Genomic DNA, 18,061 nt, shown 5'->3' on the forward strand with positions numbered 1-18,061 from the left:
CTCCTATCCGATCAGTTCCCGCAATCCACTGGTGCGGTGTGTGCGGCGCGCGATTGCGTCGAACAGCACGTCGCCGGCCGGCGTCACCAGCGTGAACATCTGGCTGGCGCGCGTGATGCCGGTGTAGACCAGCTCGCGCGTCAGGATCGCATTGCGCTCGCGCGGCAGCGCCAGCACGGTGTGGCGGAACTCCGAACCCTGCGACTTGTGCACGGTCATCGCGAACGCCGTCTCCACATTGCGCAGGCGCGTGGCCAGCACGCTGCGCACCTTGTCGCCTTCCAGGAAGTAGACGCGCAGCGCACCGGCACGCGCCGGATCGGGCAGCGTGACGCCGATGTCGCCGTTGAACACCGAGGTGGCGTAGTCGTTGCGGGTCACCATCACCGGCCGCCCCACGTACCACTCGCCGCTGCGGCGCAGCAGGCGCACCGACTCCAGGCGCTTTTCGATCGCCTCGTTCAGCCCCGCCACGCCCCACTCGCCGTCGCGCACCGCGCACAGGATGCGGAAGGCTTCGAAGCGCTGCAGCACACCGCGCACCCACTCCTCGTGGTCGCCCTGCTCGCCTGCGTGCAGATGCTCGAGATACGGCGCGTAGCCGTTCTGCGCCAGCTGCAGCAACTGGGCCTGCTGCGCATGCTCGATCCAGCGCACGCTGTCCTCGCCCGCGCGCAGCACCGCCTCGGAGCGCTCGGCATCGCCATCGTTCACGGCCAGCGCCAGCTGCCCTATAGGCCCCCCGAAGCGGCGGCTGTGGCGCAGCATCACGGTCTGCTGCGCCAGCGGACCGCCGGCGCCGCCATATCTTTCCGGAATCGTTTCGCCGCTAGCCGCCGCCACATAGGCCAGCGTGTCGGCGTCGTAGTTGCCGTCGTGCGCGTCGTGGCACAGGTCACCCAGCACCGCGCCCGCCTCCACCGACGCCAGCTGGTCCTTGTCGCCCAGCAGGATCAGCGTCGCACCGGGCGGCAGCGCATCGAGCAGGCTGGCCATCATTTCCAGGTGCACCATCGAGGCTTCATCGACGATCAGCACGTCGACGTCGAGCGGATTGCCGCGGTGGTGGGCGAAAGCGCGGCTGTCGGGCCGCGCGCCCAGCAGGCTGTGAAGCGTGCGCGCCGCGCCCATGCGGCCGGTCAACTCGCGCAGCGGCAGCCGGTCACCGACGCGCTCGGCCAGGTCGCCCAGCGCCTTGTCGATCGACTGCTTCAGGCGCGCGGCCGCCTTGCCGGTGGGCGCGGCCAGTGCCACGCGCTGGCGCCCAGCTTCCGGTGCGGTCGCGAACAGCAGCGCCAGCAGGCGCGCCACGGTGTAGGTCTTGCCGGTGCCGGGGCCGCCGGTGATGATCGCCACCGCGCCGCGCAAAGCGATGGCGCAGGCCAGCTTTTGCCAGTCCGGTGCTTGCATATCTGCTTGCGGTGGGAAGAGGGTATCGAGCCAGCCGCGCACCGCCGCCACATCCACCGGCAGCGCGGCTTCGGCACGTTCGCGCACGGCGCGCGCCACCTGCGTCTCGTCGCGCCAGTAGCGGCGCAGGTACAGGCGCTCGCCGTCCAGCACCAGCGGCTGGTCGTAGTCAAACGATTCGCGGTCCCACACCTGCTCGCAGCCGGCCAGCAACGTCTGCCAGCCCTTGACGCCTTTCGGCAGCGGTGCGGCGGTGGCGGCCAGCGCGCGCCACTGCTCGTCGCTCCAGCCCAGCAAGGGTGCCAGGCCCGGGCCGGGATCGGCCAGGTCGGCCAGCTGGATGCAGCTGTGGCCATGGCCTTCCAGCTCGGACAGCACGGCCGCGGCCAGCACCAGCGGCGGCGGCGCGCTGCCCAATGAGGCGATGAAGCGCGCGAACGCATTCGACAGGCGGCGCAGTTCGCCGGCCTCGGTCAGGGCGCCGATTTCGTCCCACAAAGCGGCAATGTTCGCACTAGTCTTGGCCATCGTCGTTGTCCAGCAGTCGTTCCAGTTGATCCAGCAGTTCCATGTCCGGCGCCAGCACGCAGCAGCCGTGCGTCTCGGTGTTCGCGATCCCGCGCAGGAACAGGAACAGCGCCCCGCCCAGCTGGTACTCGGGTTCGTAGGCGTCGCCCAGGCGCGCGCGCAGCAGGCGGTGCAGCGCCAGCATGTAGATCGTGCCCTGGATGTCGTAGCGGTGGCCGGCCATGCCGGCGTCCATCGCCAGGCGCGTGTAAGCGTCGTCGCCGGTGCCCAGCGCATTCGACTTGTAGTCCAGCACCCAGTAGCGGCCGTCGACCTCGAACACCAAGTCGGCGAAGCCCTTCAGCATGCCGTGCAGCGTCTTCTCGGGCAGCGTCGGCCGCTCGATCGCGCCCAGCAGGTGGGTGCGGCATAATTCATCGAGCTTGGGCAGCTTGAGGCGCTCGCTTGGGAACCAGAATTCCATCTCGGGCAGCACGCCGCGCAGGCCGTTCAGGGCCAGGCCGAGCGGCGGCAGCGGCGTCTCGACGATCGCGTGCAGCCAGGCCAGCGCATCGTCCATGCGATGGCCCCAGCCGGCGCGCTCGATGCGCTGTGCCAGGCGAGGTTCGCAGGTCGGATCCTGCAGGCAGTCGAAGCCTTCGCGCGCCAGCCATTCGAGCTGCTCGTGCAGGAAGTTGCCCGGCACCGAACCGCGCGGGAAGCGGTGCCATGGCGCGTCCTCGATGCGCGGCGGTGTCACCACCTGCGGGGCTTCCTCCATCAGCGTCTGCTCCTGCGCCCGCATCGGCGCCGGCGGCGCCACCGCATGGCGGGTCAGCGACGTGAACGAGCCCACCGCCCAGTCGCGCTCGAAGTCGGCATGATAGCTCGGCGCATCCAGCAGGTCGGGACGCGCATCGTGGCGTGCCAGTAATGTGACGCCTTCGGGCGGATCGAGTTCATGCAGCGCGATCCCTTCGACACCGCCACGCAGGCGCTCGAAGTGGTCGCGCAGCGCGTCGGCGGCGATGGCGCCGCCCCCGCCCAGCAGATAGCCGAGCGCCGACTCGTGCAGCCGGTTTTCTCCCTTGCGCCCGGCCGCCACCGCCGCCGCGCCCAGCCACAGAAAGTGGCGCGCGCGCGTCAGCGCCACGTACAGCAGGCGCAGGTCTTCCTCGATGCGGGCGCGATCGACCGCGTCGAGTGCGTCGTCGGACAGCGCCAGATCCAGGTGGCGTTCGCCCTCCAGGTCCACATACTCGAAGAAGGCGCGGTTGCGGCGGTCGGTGCGGCGCGCGGTGACCGCGAACGGCAGGTACACCAGCGGATACTCCAGGCCTTTCGACTTGTGCACCGTGACCACCTTCACCAGTTCGGCGTCGCTCTCCAGGCGCAGCACGCGCTCGTCGCCGCCCGAGCCGAGGCCCTCGATCTGTTCAGCGAACCAGCGCGTCAGCGCCTGCTCGCCTTCCAGCTGGGCGCTGGCTTCCTGCAGCAGTTCGGCCAGGTGCAGCAGATTGGTCAGGCGCCGCTCGCCGCCCGGCTCGCGCAGCAGGCGCGCGGGCAGGCCGAGCTGGTGGATGAAGCTGCGCAGCATGGCCAGCACGCCGCGCCGCTGCCAGATGCCGTGCAGCGTTTTGAGCATCTCGACGCGCGCTTCCCATGCCAGCTCGTCGTGCGAAAAGCGCGCCAGTTCGGCCAGGCCCAGGCCTGCGGTGCGGGTGGCGAAGGCCGCGCGTGCCAGCGCGCCGTCGAGCGGATTGGCGACCGCGTACAGCCAGCGCAGCACGTCGGCCGCTTCTTCGCTTTCGACCACCGAATCCTTGTCCGACAGGTAGACGCTCGGGACCTTGCGCCGCGCCAGCGCGCGGCGGATGGCGGCGGCTTCGCGCCGGTCGCGCACCAGGACCGCGATATCGGCCGGCATCAGGCGCGTGAACCGCTCCTGCCCGTCGTCGTCCTCTTCCTTGAAGCCCACGCGCTCGTCGTTCAGCATCTGCACAATGTGCTCGGCGCAGTGCTGGGCGAAGAAGTCGCGGTAATCGTCGGCCTTCAAGTCGTCGCGGCAGGTGGTGCAGACCGCCAGCGCCTGCAGCTCGCCGTCGACGCCGACCAATTGCTTGCTGTGGCCCTTGGCATCGACCGCGTCGAACGGCAAGGGATTATCGTCACCGCGGCGGAAACGGAATGCGCCGGCGCTGTAGCCGCTGCCGTTGGCCTCCGTCTCGGCGTGCAGGAACAGCTGGTTGACCGCTTCCACCAGCGCCGCCGTCGAGCGGTAGTTGGTGCCGAGCTGGTAGTGGCGGCCGGTGGTGGCGCGGCGTGCCGACAAATAGCTGTGGATGTCGGCACCGCGGAAGCCGTAGATCGACTGCTTGGGGTCGCCGATCAGGAACAGGCCTTGTTGCGGATCGTTGTCGGCCACACGGTACAGCAGGTCGAAGATGCGGTACTGGTCGGGCGAGGTGTCCTGGAATTCATCGACCATCGCCACTGGGTACTGTTCGACGATGCGCTGGCGCAGCGCGGCGCCGTTCTCGCCTTCCAGCGCAGCTTTCAGGCGCTCGAGCATGTCGGCGAAGCCGAACTGGCGGTTGCGGCGCTTCAGTTCCTGCATGCGCGCGCCGATATGGCCGGCGGCATGACGCAGCAGCGCGTGCGCGATCGGATCGATTGCCCCCAAGGCTTCCTGCAGTGCGGCGGTGGCATCGAAATGCTCCGGCACCTCGGTCGAGAAATTCTTGCTGAATGCGTCCTCGATGCCGCCCGGGGTCAGGCGGCGCCAGGCGGTGTCGTTCAGGTCCGGCATGTGCAGGTCCGGGTTAGCGGCCCAGGCGCGCAGCGCGTCGAACCACTTGACCAGCGAATCGGGCCGCATCTTGGTGCCGTTGAAGCACTTCGGGTCGCGCCCGCGATGCTCGGCGATCCAGCGCTCCATCGCATCGGCGCGTTCGCTCCAGCCCTGCTTCAGGCGGCCCAGCTCTTCGCGCTGGGCGCGCGTCATGCGCGCCACCAGCTGCCCCAGCGGCTCGTGCGGCACCTCGCCAAGCAACGGAGCGCGATGCACCAGGTCGCGCACGCCGCGCTTCATCGCCTCGACGTCGCTCCAGGTGCCCAGCACCGCGTCCAGTGCATCGGCGCCGAGCGGGTACACGTGCTGGCGCCAGTAGTCGTGCGCCGCGTCCTCGAACAGCAATCGCTCGTCGCTGACCAGCTCCTCGTCGAACAGGCTGCCGCTATCGAACGCGTGCTCGCGCAGCATGCGCTGGCACCAGGCGTCGATGGTGAAGATCGCCGCTTCGTCCATCGTTTCGGCGGCCAGCATCAGGCGGTGCGCGGCGATGCTTCTTTCGCTTCCTTCGGCGTAGGATTCGGCCAATTTCTCCAGGTAGGCGTCGTCCAGTTCCAGCTCGCCGCGGAAGTAGGCGGCAGCCTGCACCAACCGCTCGCGCACGCGGTTGGCCAGTTCGCGCGTGGCGGCGCGGGTGAAGGTCATCACCAGGATCTCGGACGGCAGCAGCGGGCGCACGAAAGCGTCATCGCCGCCATGGCCCAGCACCAGGCGCACGTACAGCGCGGCGATGGTCCAGGTCTTGCCGGTGCCGGCCGAGGCTTCGATCAGGCGCGAGCCGTGCAGGGGAAGAACGAGTGGGTCGAGCTTCTGGCTCATGCTTACACTTCCGAAAGAGGCGTGACCGTCAGCGCGCCGTCCATCCAGCGCGCCAGCGGTCCATACAGTTCGTCGGCCAGTTCGGGCCAGCCGCCGGCGGCGCGCAGGGCGTCGAAGTCGGGCCACAGGCGTGCCAGGCACAAGTCCTCGACCTCGCCCGACATTTCAAAGCCGCCGTCATACACCGCACGTGGATCGCCTTCCGCCAGCTGCGCCAGCGCGGTGCGGCAAGCCACCGGCAGCGGGCTGTCCAGGTTCGCGCGCCACAGGCGGGCCAGGTCGCGCAGCACCGCCAGCGAATCGGCTTGCTCCAGCGGTTTCATCTCCACCACCGCGTCGCGCGCCACCAGGTAGCCGGTCACCGGCGTGCCGGCGGCGCTGCTCGCCAATTGGCGCAGCCAGGGACCGATCAACTTGTCGCCGCGCGGCTTGCCGCCGCGATCCAGCACGCGCGAGGACAGCTGCATCAGCCACGCGGTCTGTCCTTCTTCGCTGCTGCGCAATCGATCGATCCAGTCGTCGAGCGGCAGGCCATCCAGCTCCAGCGCCACCGACAGCTTGGCCGCCGGCTGCGGGAAGCGCGCGCCCAGGCGCAGCCACTCGGTGCGCACCGGCGCCAGCGCATTGACCAGCTGTTCCTGCCACATGCGGCCCACCAGGCCGATCGGCAGCACGCCTTCGCGCGCCAGGCGCCCTGCCCGTTCGGCCAGCGTGGTGCGCACTTCCTCGATCGGTTCCGGCTCGCCGCTATCATCCAGCAGGTGGTCTTCGATCTGGTAGCGTTCCAGCGCGTTGAGCGCGAACGGCTCTTCGTCCTCGCCCACCTGCACTGCATCAGCAAACACCACGCCCAGGCGGCGGCGGAAGAAGTAGCGCGCCGGCTGACGCAGGAAGCTGGCCAGTTCGCCCAGCTTCAGCACAAAGTCCGGCTCCAGCTCGTGCCGCGGCAGGTCGTCGGCGGCCGCGTCTTCCTCGGCGCCGTGGGCCAAGCGCCATTCGCCGGCATAGGTCAGCAGGCCGCCGCGCTGGAAGTAGCGGCGGCTGAACGGCTGCAGCGCGTGCTCGGTCGTGCGCTCGTCCAGATCGAGATCCCAGCCGGCCGCCAGATAGTCGCGCAGCTGCGCCACCAGTACCGACGGCGGCTGCTCGCTGTTGTCGCGCACATTGCGTCCCACCCAGCTGACGTAGAACTTGTCGCGCGCGGCCAGCAGCGCTTCCAGCATCAGGTAGCGGTCGTCGTCGCGGCGCGAGCGGTCGCCCGGACGTGCCATGCCGGGCAGCGCCAGCAGGTCGAAGTCGGAGTGGCGCGCGCGGCGCGGGAAGTCGCCGTCGTTCATGCCCAGCAGGCACACCACGCGGAACGGCACCGCGCGCATCGGCATCAGGGTGCAGAAGGTCACGCCGCCGGACACGAACTGGTGGTTCAGGGTCGGCTGGTCGAGCTCATTCAGCCAGGCTTCGCGCAGCACCGCGAGCGGCATCGGCTCGTCGAAGCCGGCCGCGTCACAGGTCTCGAGCCAGCACTGCAGGCCTTCGCTCAGGCTGGCCAGGGTCAGGCGGTCGGCTTCATCGCTGGCGGCGTAGAAGCACGACAGCATCTCGCGCGCCGCTTCGCCCCATTCGGCGGGACGGCGCGGCTGGTCCAGCGCGGCGCGCCAGTTGAGCAGGCAGTCGACCAGCTGCGCCAGTGATCCCGCCAGCGCCGCATCCAGGCCGCCGACTTCCGCGTACGGCTCGATCTCGCCGAAGCTGGCGCCGGCGCCGCTGGCGTAGCCGAGCAGCATGCGGCGCACGCCGAAGATCCAGGCATTCTGCTCGCCCGCCATGCCGAGTCCCAGGCCGGCGCGGTGCTCGCGGTCCAGGCCCCAGCGCACGCCGGCGCCTTCGATCCAGCGGCCCAGGATCGGCAGGTCTTCGTCAGAGAGGCCGAAACGCTGCGCCACCGCCGGCACATCCAGCAGGTCGCGCACCTCGCTCTGGCGGCAGCGCTGCTGCGGCAGGCGCAGCAGCCATTCGAGCGACACCAGCAGCGGATTGACGCTGCGGTCGCGCACGTCGCCGATCTCGAACGGGATGTGCCGATCGTCGCCGCGCCGGTGCTGGTCGAATACCGCGTGAATCGCCGGCGAGAAGGTGTCGATGTCGGGCACCATCACCACCACGTCGCGCGGACGCAGCGTGGGGTCGCCCGCGAACCAGGACAGCAGCTGGTCGTGCAGCACCTCGACTTCGCGCTGCACGCTGTGCGTCACGTGGAATTCGATCGAGCGGTCATCCGGCATCGGCGGCACGTGCGGGTGCTCGGACAGCGGCACCAGGTCGCGCACCGCGGCCTGGGCCTGGGCCAGCAAGGTGGCGCCGTCATCGTCCGCGAACAGGTCGACCCGCAGGTGCGGACCGTCGCCGGCTTCGCTTGCGTCCTGGTTGTCGAATTCGTCCAGCATGCGCACGAAGTCGCGGCCCTGGCGTCCCCAGCTCGCCAGCAGCGGGTGGCTGTGCGCGTGCAGTTCTTCGATCGGGATCGCACCCAGGTCGGCGCCCTCGCGCAGCGGCTGGCGGCGGCGTGCGGCTTTCAGCAGTTCGCGGCCCTCGATGATGTCGCCCCAGTAGAAGCGGCACGGGTTCGGTACCGCGAACAGCACCTGGGTGTGGCGCGCCAGCGCGGCGATCGCCTGCAAGGTCTGGTATGGCAGGGTCGACATCCCGAACAGCACCACGCGCCGCGGCAGGCGGCTGGCGGGCGGAAAGTCCTGCTCGACCGCCGACAGGAACTGGGCGTGGATGGTGGCGCGCCCGCTCCAGCGCTGCTCCGGCGGCAGGCTCTCGTGGATCGCGCGCCACAGGCAGGCCTGCCAGCGCTGCTCGGGCGCCAGCGGCACCGCGTCGCCGCCGGCGCGGCGCAGCTGGTCGCGGCCTTCGGCCCAGTCCTGGAGCCAGTCGGCGCGGTAGACCTGGTACTGGTCGTACAGATCGGCCACGCGCTCGGCCAGCTGCAGGCGGCGCTCGGCGTCGCCACCGGCCAGGAAGCGCGCCAGCGGCTCGTAGCCGTCCTGCTGCAGCAGGGTCGGCAACAGGCGCATCAGGCGCCAGGTCAGCGGATCCTTGTCGAACGGCGCGCGCGTCGGCACCCGTTCGCGTCCCAGCATGCCGCGATAGGCTTCCCACATGAAGCGCGCCGGCAGCGCCACGCGGGTGGCGGCGCAGACGCCGAGTTCCTCGGCCAGCGCGATCTTGAGCCACTCGGCCACGCCGTTAGACTGGACCAGGAACACTTCTTCTTCCAGCGGCGCCAGCGGATGGTTGCGCAGCCAGTCGAACACGGCGCTGCGCAGCAGCTCCATCTGGTTACCGTGGAGGATCAGCAGGCCGGGGGAGATAGAGGAAGACATGCGAATGGAAGTGCGGAGTGGATGCGGAAAGGTTGCCGTCGAACCGGGGGCACAGGATACCGCGTTTGGGGGCGCGGCGATAGCGTAGCCCATCCGTTCGGGATGGGTTTACGCTACCCTTTCGCGGTCAGGCTGGCGCGGAGATCTCCAATGATTCGCAGGCAAGCCGGCGACAGGATCGATCAGCGCGGCCGGTGCATCTGGAACAGCTGTTCCGGCCCGATCGAGAAATAGTCGGCCGGGCCACCGCCGCGCAGGATGTGACCGGCGGCCGCGGTGTCGTAGACGCCGTCCTTCAATGTCTCCTGCGCGATGTGCACACCGACCACTTCGCCCAGCACCAGCCAGGTCGGCACCGTTTCACCGTCGGTGCGCTGCAGCTGGACGATCTGGGTGACCTTGCACTCGAACGCCACCGGGCTTTCGGCCACGCGCGGCGCTTTGACCAGGCGGCTCGGCACGGCGGTCAGTCCGGCCAGCGCGAACTCGTCCACCTCCGGCGCCACCGCCGCACAGCTGGCGTTCATCGCCTCCGCCAGCGGCCGGGTCGCCAGGTTCCAGACGAATTCACCGGTATCCTGGACGTTGCGCAGCGTGTCCTTGGCGCCGATGCTGGCGAAGCCGACGATCGGCGGGATGTAGTTGAAGGCGTTGAAGAAGCTGTACGGCGCCAGGTTGCGCACGCCGTCCTGGCTCAACGACGAGATCCAGCCGATCGGGCGCGGACCGACGATCGCATTGAAGGGATCATGGGGCAGCCCATGGCCGTTGCGGGGTTCGTAGAAATGGATCGACATGGGATGGATGTGCGTGGCATGGCCGCGGCGGACGCCGCGGGACGATGGGGCGACAGTCAGGACCGGTTCAATTTGTCGATGACGCTCGCCACCTTGGTGGTAATGACGTCGACCGCCGGACCGTTGGCGCCGTGCGGCAGGATGACGTCGGCATGGCGCCTGGTCGGCTCGATGAACTGCTTGTGCATCGGGCGCACCGTGTCCATGTACTGTTTGACGATGCTGTCGACCGAGCGCGCGCGCTCGGCCAGATCGCGCTGCAGGCGGCGGATGAAGCGCACGTCCGGCGCGGTGTCGACGAAGATCTTCAGCGACATCATGTTGCGCAGGTCCGGATCGTGCAGGGCGAACAGGCCTTCGATCACGATCACCGGGGCCGGCTTGACGGTGATGGTTTCGCTGGAACGGTTGCTGATCGTGAAGTCGTACACCGGCATCTCGATCGTCTCGCCGTTGCGCAGCGCCTGGACGTGCTGCACCAGCAGCGGCCAGTCGAACGCGTTCGGGTGATCGTAGTTCTGCTTGCGGCGCATTTCCGGGGTCAGATCGGTCTGATCGCGGTAGTAGTCGTCCTGCATGACGACCGAGACCACATCGGAGCCGAACGACGCAAGCACTTGCTGGGAAACCGTTGACTTGCCGCTGCCGCTGCCGCCGGCGACACCAATGACAAATGGAGGGGAGGAAATCTGATTCATCCCCGAATGATACCGGAGTGGCGGGCAACCTGACAGGGGCCGTTGAACGTGAAGAGTCTGCCAATATTATCAAATTTGCACCAATAATAGCTATTGGCAACTGTAGCAGCACAGCTCATTCTCTCGTCGGGGTCAGACCCGAAAAGTAGACACGAGCTGAACAGCTGTCAGGCGAAAACGTTGTGAACCGGGGCAAGGCGCTCACACAGAGACTCGCCAGTTCCCCACCGTTCTACCCTCCTGGCTCTAACGTCGAGTCCGTGTCAACTTTTCGGATCTGACCCCGTTAGTTGTTAGTTGCCCTGGATTTTCTCGCTAGCGGCCGTCGCTGGCACGGCACCCGAACTGTGCCGACACCTCGCGCTCGATGCGCAGCAGCAGCGCACGCAATCGTGCCACCAGGGCACGTGCCTGCGCCGTGCCGGCGACAGCGACAGCCGCGCCGCCGCTTGACGCCATGCGCCCCGGCTGCGCTTCCAGGTCTTCACACACCTCACCGAACGTCAACGCCCCGACCGCGCGCGCCGCGGATTTGAGCTGGTGCGCCAGGCTGGCCGTGTGGGTCAGGTCGCCGCCCGCCAGCGCGTTCTCGATCCCGGCCAGGTTCTCGCGCGCCGTTTCCAGGAACAGGTAGGCGTACTTGCGCATGCGGTCGGTGTCGCCGTTGGCGGTCGCCGCCAGCCGCGCCAGATCGAGCACATCGCTGCCTCCGGTCACCACCGGGGCCGCGCCGGCACTCGAACCAGCAACGGGCGCCATCGCCACATCCGGCACCGGCGCCGTGGTCCGCCCTAGGCAACGCGCGATGGTCGCCGCCAGCAACTCCGGCACCACCGGCTTGGCCAAAAATTCGTTCATCCCCGCCGCCAGGCAGCGCGCGCGGTCGACGACGCCGGCGTTGGCCGTCATCGCCACCACCAGCGTGTCCTTCAGCGCCGGATCGGCGCGGATGCGGCGCGTCGCTTCCAGCCCGTCCATCACCGGCATCTGCACATCCATCAGCACGCAGTCGAAGCGCGCCCGCTCCATCGCCGCCAGTGCCTGGGCGCCGTCGCCGGCCACCGTCACTTTAGCGCCGGCCTGCTCCAGCAGCTCGCGCGCCACCTGCTGGTTGAACGGATTGTCCTCGACCAGCAGCACCGCGCATTCGTCCAGCCGCGCGATCGCCGGCGCCGGCGCCGCACCCAGGCCGACCATCGCGGCGCGGTCTTCCAGCGACAGGCGCGCGGTGAACCAGAAGGTGCTGCCGGTGCCCGGATCGCTGGTGACGCCGACCTCGCCGCCCATCAACTCGGCCAGCTGGCGGCTGATCGCCAGCCCCAGGCCGGTGCCGCCGTGGCGGCGCGTGGCCGAGGGGTCGGCCTGCTGGAACGGGGTAAACAGCTGCGGCAGCGCGTCGGGAGCGATGCCGATGCCGCGGTCCTGCACCTCGAAGCGCACCAGCACCTCGGGACCGAAGGCGCGTGCCAGGTTGGCGCGCAGCTTGATGCGGCCGCGCTCCGAGAACTTGACGGCGTTGCCGGCGAAGTTGATCAAGACCTGCTCCAGGCGCAGCACGTCGCCGCACAGGGGCCGCATCAGTTCGGGCGCGATCTCGACGTCGAAGCCCAGGCCCTTGGCCGCCGCCGCCGCGCCCAGCTGGACTTCGACGTTGCGCATCAGGGCGTCGAGCATGAAGGTCTCGCGGCGCAATTCCAGCATGCCGGCCTCGATCTTGGAAAAATCGAGGATGTCGTTGATGATGCCCAGCAGGTGCTGGCCCGAGTGATAGATCTTTTCCAGATAATCGCGCTGGCGCGGATCGGGGGCGGCATTGAGCGCCAGGTGGGTCATGCCGATGATGCTGTTCATCGGCGTGCGGATCTCGTGACTCATGTTGGACAGGAAGTCGCTCTTGGCCTTGCTGGCGGCGTCGGCGCGCGCTTTCAGCCGGTGCAGCTCGGTGATGTCGGTCGAGACGCACAGCACCGCCGGATCTTCGCCAATCTGCAGCGGCACGCGCACGCTCCACAGCTGACGCGTGCCGTGGTCGCCGGGGCGCTGGCCCTGCTCGAACTGCACCGCGCTGCGTCCGCCGCCTTCCAGCACCGCGCGGTCGTGCTCCCAGGCCGCGTCGGCCAGCGCCGGCGCCACCACGTCATGGTCGTGCAGCCCGGTCACTTCGGCCGCCGGGCGTCCGATCGCCGCCGCGCCCTTGGCGTTCAGGTAGCGGATGCGGCGCGCGTCGTCCTTCAGATAGACCTCGGCGTCCAGGTTGTCGAGCACCGTGTCGAGCAGCAGGCGTTGCTGGTCGGCGGCACGGCGCGAGCGGTACTGGGCGAAGAACAGCACGTACACCAGCAGCGTCGCGCCGCCGCCGGCGACGAACGCGCCCCATGGCAGGTAGCGCGAGAACCCGGTCAGCATCGCCTGCTTCGGCGCCGAGATGTGCGCCTTCCACTGGCTGCCGGCGAAGTTCACGCCCAGTACCGTGATGAAGTGGGTGTCCGGATCGGGCCCGGCGCCGCGCACGTCGGCGCCGTCCAGCAGGCGGTCGCCGGCAACCGGCGCCGCACCCGGCCCCGGCGCATGCGGCAGGTTGGAGCCATACAGGCTCAGACGCAGCGGCCGGCCGTCAGGGGAGCCGAGCGCGCCGCGCACCAGTTCCTGCACCGAGAACGCGACGCCGACCGTGCCCACGTAGGCCGCACGGCGCGCTTCGACGCTCGGCGGCAGGCCGCCGCCGCGGTACACCGGCAGGCGCATGCCAATCGCGATGTGCGGCGTCGGGTGCTGCAGGTACATCGGCTGGCCCGAGGCGCTCATGCCGCCGCTGTCGCGCGCACGTGCCAGCGTGGTGGCCACCGCCGGGTTGGCGGCCATGTCGATCCCCAGGCGCCGGTTGGGCGGGTCGCGCGGGAACTCGAAGCTGACCACTTCGTAATAGGCGCGCCGTCCTGGCGGCTTGACCGCGAAATCGGGGCTTTCGCTGGCGCGCATGGCGGCCACGAAGCCTTCCAGTGCGTGCTCCGGCACATGGCTGGCGAAGTTGACGCCCTCGATCGCCGGGTAATCGCGGGCGATGTCGAGCGCGGCCACATAACGCTGGAAGGCCTCGCGATCCGGCGGGCCATCGGCGCGACCGGCCGCGTGCAGCGCCACCACGCCGCGCACCGCGCGACCGTACGAAGCGATCGCGCTGTCGAGCCGTTCCTGGATGCTGCGCGCTTCGTTGTCGAAGCGCAGCCGGGCATCGTCCTCGATGCTGCGCGCGCTGACCGCGAACAGCAGCAGCCCGACCGCCAGCGACAGCAGCACGCCGCCGGCCAGTATCACAACAGTACGTCCGAGACGCTGGAGACCGGATCGGAGCCGGCCGCCGATGAGCGCAGTGGTTCGCTTCATGCTGTCCCTCGCGGACGATGCCCGCTTCCTAAAATTGTTAGTATGGCGGCGCGCCATACGGGCGCGCAATGATTGAACATATTGACGAGGACAGCATGCAACAGGACACCCAGCCGCAACCCGCGCAGCACCAGCCGCACGACCATGACGATCCCTACCTGTGGCTGGAAGAGGTCGACGGCGAACGCGCGCGTGCCTGGGTGGCCGAGCGCAATGCCGCTGCCGAGGCCGAGCTGGAAGGCCGCCCGGGCTTCGCGCCGCTGCGCACGCGCCTGAAGGCGATCCTCGACTCGAGCGAAAAGATTCCCTACGTCGGCGTGCACGATGGCCTGTGCTACAACTTCTGGCGCGATGCCAACCATGCGCGCGGCATCTGGCGCCGCACCACGCTCGAGCAGTACCGTCAGCCGGCGCCGCAATGGGAAACGGTGCTCGATCTCGATGCGCTGGCGCGCGACGAGGACGAGAACTGGGTCTGGGCCGGCGTCGCCTGGCTCGAGCCGCACGGCGCACGCTGCCTGGTGTCGCTGTCGCGCGGAGGCGGCGACGCGCACGTGGTGCGCGAATTCGACCTGTCCGCGTGCGCCTTCGTGGCCGACGGTTTCACGCTGCCGGAAGCGAAAAGCGACGTGTCCTGGATCGACCGCGACACCCTGTACGTCGGCACCGACTTCGGCCCCGGCAGCCTGACCGAATCGGGCTACCCGCGCATCGTCAAGGAGTGGCGCCGCGGCACGCCGCTGGAGCAGGCCATCACCGTGTACGAAGCGGCGCCTGATGACCTGGCCGCCTCCGGCCATCAGGACAACACGCCCGGCTGGGAACGCGCCTTCATCCAGCGCCAGATCGACTTCTATACCAGCGAACTGTTCCTGCGCCGCGGCGAGCAACTGATCAAGATCGACAAGCCGCAGGACGCCAACGCGTTCGCCTTGCGCGACCAGATCGTGATCGAACTGCGCTCCGACTGGGACATTGGCGGCCGCACCTATCCGCAAGCCGCGCTGCTGGCCACCGGCTTCGATGCCTTCCTGGATGGCGGGCGCGACTTTGAGGTGCTGTTCGCGCCGACCGCTGCCACCTCGCTCGACGGCGTCTCGGTCACCAAGACCGCTCTGCTGCTGACGGTGCTCGACAACGTCAAGAACCGCGTGGTGGAGCTGCAACGCACCAACGGCCAGGCGTGGCAACGGCGCGACGTCGACGTGCCGGCCTTCGGTGCGCTGGGCGTGGCGGCGCTCGACTCCGACAATTCGGACGACTATTTCCTGACCGTCACCGACTTCCTGCATCCGACCACGCTGTACCTGATGACGGCCGGCGGCGACACCCGCACGCCACTGAAGTCGATGCCGGCCTTTTTCGACGCGGCGCCGTACGACGTGGCCCAGCACACCGCCGTCTCGGGCGACGGCACGCCGGTGCCCTACTTCGTGGTCACGCGCCGCGGCCAGGGTCCGGGGGAACCGAATCCCACCCTGCTGTACGGCTACGGCGGCTTCGAGGTCTCGCTGAAGCCCTTCTACAGCGGCATGACCGGCGCCGCCTGGCTCGACCAGGGCGGCACCTATGTATTGGCCAACATCCGCGGCGGCGGCGAGTTCGGCCCGCGCTGGCACCAGGCCGCGCTGCGCCAGCATCGCCAGCGCGCGTTCGATGACTTCATCGCGGTGGGCGAAGACCTGGTCAGGCGCGGCGTCACCACGCCGGACAAGCTCGGCATCATGGGCGGCAGCAATGGCGGCCTGCTGGTGGGCGCGGCGCTGACCCAGCGTCCCGACCTGTTCGGCGCCGTGGTGTGCCAGGTACCGCTGCTCGACATGCGGCGCTACCACGAGCTGCTGGCCGGCGCGTCCTGGATGGGAGAGTACGGCGACCCGGATGATCCGGCCGACTGGGAATACCTGGCGCGCTATTCGCCGTACCACAACGTGCGCCCGGGCGAACGGTATCCGCTCGTGTTGTTCACCACCTCGACCCGCGACGACCGAGTGCATCCGGGCCACGCGCGCAAGATGGCGGCGCGCATGCTGGACCAGGGCCACGACGTGCTGTACTGGGAAAACACCGAAGGCGGCCACGCCGGCGCGGCCGACAACGAGCAGACCGCGCGCATGTGGGCGCTGACCTATACCTTCCTGATCGAGCAACTGGGCGCGCAAACGGATCGTTCTCCGGTTCAAAAGGTCAACTAAGAGGCCAGTAATCGCGGCGCATACAACGCGTCCCAGGTCGGTTCAATCTCGACATACAGCGCCACCGCGCGCTCGATGCCGACCTGCTGCGGCGCGCCGATACGGGTGATCACCACCCCGGCACGGCGCAGCATGCGCTCGATCGCCACCGTGGTCACGGTGACGTAGCGCTGCAGCCCCTGCTCATGAGCGTGGCGGATCACCGCCTCGATCGATTCCATCGTCATGTCCGAAAAGCCGAAGCCGGCCGCGCCTTCGGTTTCCAGCGCAAAGCGCGACAGTTCCCATATCTGCGGATCGCTTGGCGCTTCCTGGCCGTCGAGCAGCTGCGGGAACGAATCCTTCAGCATGTACGGCCCTTCGGTCGGCAGCAATCTCCAGCAGCCGCGCAGGGTCTCGCCCTCGCGCATCTGCATGTAGCGCGGCTCGAGCGCGTCGTAGCCGTCGATCTCCATGCCGGACAGCACCGGCACTTCCCACCCCAGGCGCCCACGGAACACCTTGGCGCGCAGGGTATGCATTTCGCACAGTTCGTTCGATTTGAAGGCGCCACGCGGCGCGATCCGGATTTGCATGCTCATTTGTCAGCCCCCTCGTGTGCTATCGCAATGTGATGAACCGTCAGGTGAAGAGAAAATGCAGTGCGCATCAATTTTTTATGCAAGTTGGGTAGAACGGTAACTATCAGGTCTGATAGGTGTTGAGTCATGTCGGCGGTGCAATACTTTTGTCCATCAACCCGATTTAACTTTCCGCCCCGCTTGTTCACCACGAAAGGAACTACCATGGCAAACGATCTGATGTGCGACGCACTGGCTGCCGAACTGCAAGCCCACCAGGGCATCCCGGGCGCCGGTCCGATCCGCCTGGCCCCGCACGAGCTGCGCCGCCTGCGCATCGGCAAACGCGAAAGCCAGGAAAAATTCTGGGGCCGCTTCGGCGTCACCCAATCGAGCGGCAGCCGCTTCGAAACCGGCCTTGCCATCCCTGCTCCCGTGTCGATCCTGTTGCGCATGTACATGAACGGCAAGCTCAACGATGGTGATCTTCAGGGATAAGCATCCCCAGGGCGATCGCCTTGACCACCGCCTGCTGGCGGGTGTTCACGTCAAATTTTTGACGGACATTCGCCAGGTGAAAATTGACGGTGGCCTCGGAACAGCTGGTAATCCGGGCGATCTCCCATGACGACTTGCCGGCCATGACCCATTGCAGCACTTCGAGCTCGCGCTTGGTCAGGCGCGGCAGGCCGGCGCGCTGAGCGTCGATCTGGTGTTGCGGCACGTGGGGCCGATGGTGTTCCTGGTGCTGAGTGTGCTGGGCGTGCTGTGTCTGCTGGTACTGTTGATGTTGCTGGTGTTTCTGGAGCGGTTGCGGCGTTTCGTGGCGCAACAGCTCTTCGCGGAAACGGGCCGAGGACGCCAGCGCATAATCGCGCACCAGCGTCAGAGTAGGCAGCGCGGCGGCGGCGGCGCGGCGCGCCTCGGCATCGGGACGGGCATCCGAGGCGAAACTGAGCACCCCGAACTCGCCCTGCGGGCCGTGCACCGGCAGCGTCACTCCGCTGCGCAGGCCATGCATGCGCGCTTCTTCGTACAGCGCCTGCTGGTCTTCGGAGGCGAAAGTGCCCGGCTCCCATACCAGCGGCAGGCTGCTCGACAGCGCGTGCGACACGGTCGGGTCGACATAGGCGAAGCCGTTGCGGTCGTAGCGGTTGCGCCAGCTTTCCGAATAATTGCTGCGCAAGAAAGCCGATTCGAACGGCGCATTGCGCGACGCCACCACCCCGTACAGCACCCGATCGAAACCCAGACCGCGCGCGAGCGTGTACAAGGAGTCACTCCATTCGGAAGTGTCCTTGGCCTGCATCAGCTCGAGTAATAGAGCGGTATCAATCATGGGGGCGGAATTTTGGTCAACACCTGTATGCTAGTTGCTTCGACCCCCTCCAAAATTCACGGAAATTAACAATCGGCCACGAAAATTGCACCCGTTTTGCATGTTGTCGTGC

The 18,061-nt window shown here is 68.2% G+C and carries 10 protein-coding genes; 2 read left to right on the top strand and 8 right to left on the bottom strand.

Going from position 1 to position 18,061, the window contains the following annotated elements; genetic code table 11:
* Window positions 1-3 precede the first annotated feature (3 nt).
* From recD to RTQ83_RS08450, 6 genes are all read right to left on the bottom strand, one after another.
* Window positions 4-1,938 carry an exodeoxyribonuclease V subunit alpha gene (gene recD, locus RTQ83_RS08425; RefSeq protein ID WP_312513243.1) on the bottom strand — a complete coding sequence of 645 codons (1,935 nt, stop codon included), beginning with the start codon at window positions 1,936-1,938 and terminating at the stop codon, window positions 4-6.
* Window positions 1,925-5,587: an exodeoxyribonuclease V subunit beta gene (recB, locus tag RTQ83_RS08430; RefSeq protein ID WP_312513245.1), complete on the bottom strand. Its 3,663-nt coding sequence runs from the start codon at window positions 5,585-5,587 to the stop codon at window positions 1,925-1,927. The genes recD and recB overlap by 14 nt, the downstream gene beginning before the upstream one ends.
* A gap of 2 nt (window positions 5,588-5,589) precedes the next feature.
* Entirely contained in the window at window positions 5,590-8,976 is a 3,387-nt protein-coding gene (recC, locus tag RTQ83_RS08435) for an exodeoxyribonuclease V subunit gamma (protein WP_312513247.1), read from the bottom strand.
* Window positions 8,977-9,158: 182 nt separating this feature from the next.
* Window positions 9,159-9,773, bottom strand: a complete 615-nt coding sequence (locus tag RTQ83_RS08440; protein WP_312513249.1) for a flavin reductase family protein — start codon at window positions 9,771-9,773, stop codon at window positions 9,159-9,161.
* Between the two features lie 56 nt (window positions 9,774-9,829).
* On the bottom strand, window positions 9,830-10,471 hold the full coding sequence (gene udk / locus RTQ83_RS08445; RefSeq protein WP_312513251.1) for a uridine kinase: 642 nt from the start codon (window positions 10,469-10,471) through the stop codon (window positions 9,830-9,832).
* A gap of 315 nt (window positions 10,472-10,786) precedes the next feature.
* Window positions 10,787-13,855 (bottom strand): CHASE domain-containing protein, encoded by a 3,069-nt coding sequence (locus RTQ83_RS08450; protein ID WP_312513254.1) that lies wholly within the window; start codon window positions 13,853-13,855, stop codon window positions 10,787-10,789.
* Between the two features lie 95 nt (window positions 13,856-13,950).
* On the opposite strand from RTQ83_RS08450, the gene RTQ83_RS08455 reads away from it, so the two are divergent.
* Window positions 13,951-16,050, top strand: coding sequence for a prolyl oligopeptidase family serine peptidase (locus RTQ83_RS08455; RefSeq protein WP_312513256.1), 2,100 nt, complete (start codon window positions 13,951-13,953; stop codon window positions 16,048-16,050).
* Here RTQ83_RS08455 and RTQ83_RS08460 read toward each other — a convergent pair.
* Complete coding sequence (locus tag RTQ83_RS08460) at window positions 16,047-16,631, bottom strand: acyl-homoserine-lactone synthase (RefSeq protein ID WP_312513258.1); 585 nt, start codon at window positions 16,629-16,631, stop codon at window positions 16,047-16,049. The two genes, RTQ83_RS08455 and RTQ83_RS08460, sit on opposite strands and share 4 nt — an antisense overlap.
* A 204-nt stretch (window positions 16,632-16,835) precedes the next feature.
* Between RTQ83_RS08460 and RTQ83_RS08465 the strand changes: the two genes are divergently transcribed.
* The gene (locus RTQ83_RS08465) at window positions 16,836-17,108 is read left to right on the top strand and encodes a transcriptional regulator (RefSeq protein WP_312513260.1); all 273 of its coding nucleotides are present in this window, start codon (window positions 16,836-16,838) and stop codon (window positions 17,106-17,108) included.
* Here RTQ83_RS08465 and RTQ83_RS08470 read toward each other — a convergent pair.
* Window positions 17,083-17,949: a LuxR family transcriptional regulator gene (locus RTQ83_RS08470; RefSeq protein ID WP_312513262.1), complete on the bottom strand. Its 867-nt coding sequence runs from the start codon at window positions 17,947-17,949 to the stop codon at window positions 17,083-17,085. The genes RTQ83_RS08465 and RTQ83_RS08470 overlap by 26 nt on opposite strands.
* Window positions 17,950-18,061: the final 112 nt, after the last annotated feature.

It is taken from the genome of Massilia sp. (assembly GCF_031995545.1).
Lineage (GTDB): Bacteria > Pseudomonadota > Gammaproteobacteria > Burkholderiales > Burkholderiaceae_D > Telluria.

Excerpts from the sequence above, each read along its gene's own strand:
- recD (WP_312513243.1), bottom strand. The coding sequence starts at position 1,938 with ATGGCCAAGACTAGTGCGAACATTGCCGCTTTGTGGGACGAAATCGGC.
- recB (WP_312513245.1), bottom strand. The coding sequence starts at position 5,587 with ATGAGCCAGAAGCTCGACCCACTCGTTCTTCCCCTGCACGGCTCGCGC.
- recC (WP_312513247.1), bottom strand. The coding sequence starts at position 8,976 with ATGTCTTCCTCTATCTCCCCCGGCCTGCTGATCCTCCACGGTAACCAG.
- RTQ83_RS08440 (WP_312513249.1), bottom strand. The coding sequence starts at position 9,773 with ATGTCGATCCATTTCTACGAACCCCGCAACGGCCATGGGCTGCCCCAT.
- udk (WP_312513251.1), bottom strand. The coding sequence starts at position 10,471 with ATGAATCAGATTTCCTCCCCTCCATTTGTCATTGGTGTCGCCGGCGGC.
- RTQ83_RS08450 (WP_312513254.1), bottom strand. The coding sequence starts at position 13,855 with ATGAAGCGAACCACTGCGCTCATCGGCGGCCGGCTCCGATCCGGTCTC.
- RTQ83_RS08455 (WP_312513256.1), top strand. The coding sequence starts at position 13,951 with ATGCAACAGGACACCCAGCCGCAACCCGCGCAGCACCAGCCGCACGAC.
- RTQ83_RS08460 (WP_312513258.1), bottom strand. The coding sequence starts at position 16,631 with ATGAGCATGCAAATCCGGATCGCGCCGCGTGGCGCCTTCAAATCGAAC.
- RTQ83_RS08465 (WP_312513260.1), top strand. The coding sequence starts at position 16,836 with ATGGCAAACGATCTGATGTGCGACGCACTGGCTGCCGAACTGCAAGCC.
- RTQ83_RS08470 (WP_312513262.1), bottom strand. The coding sequence starts at position 17,949 with ATGATTGATACCGCTCTATTACTCGAGCTGATGCAGGCCAAGGACACT.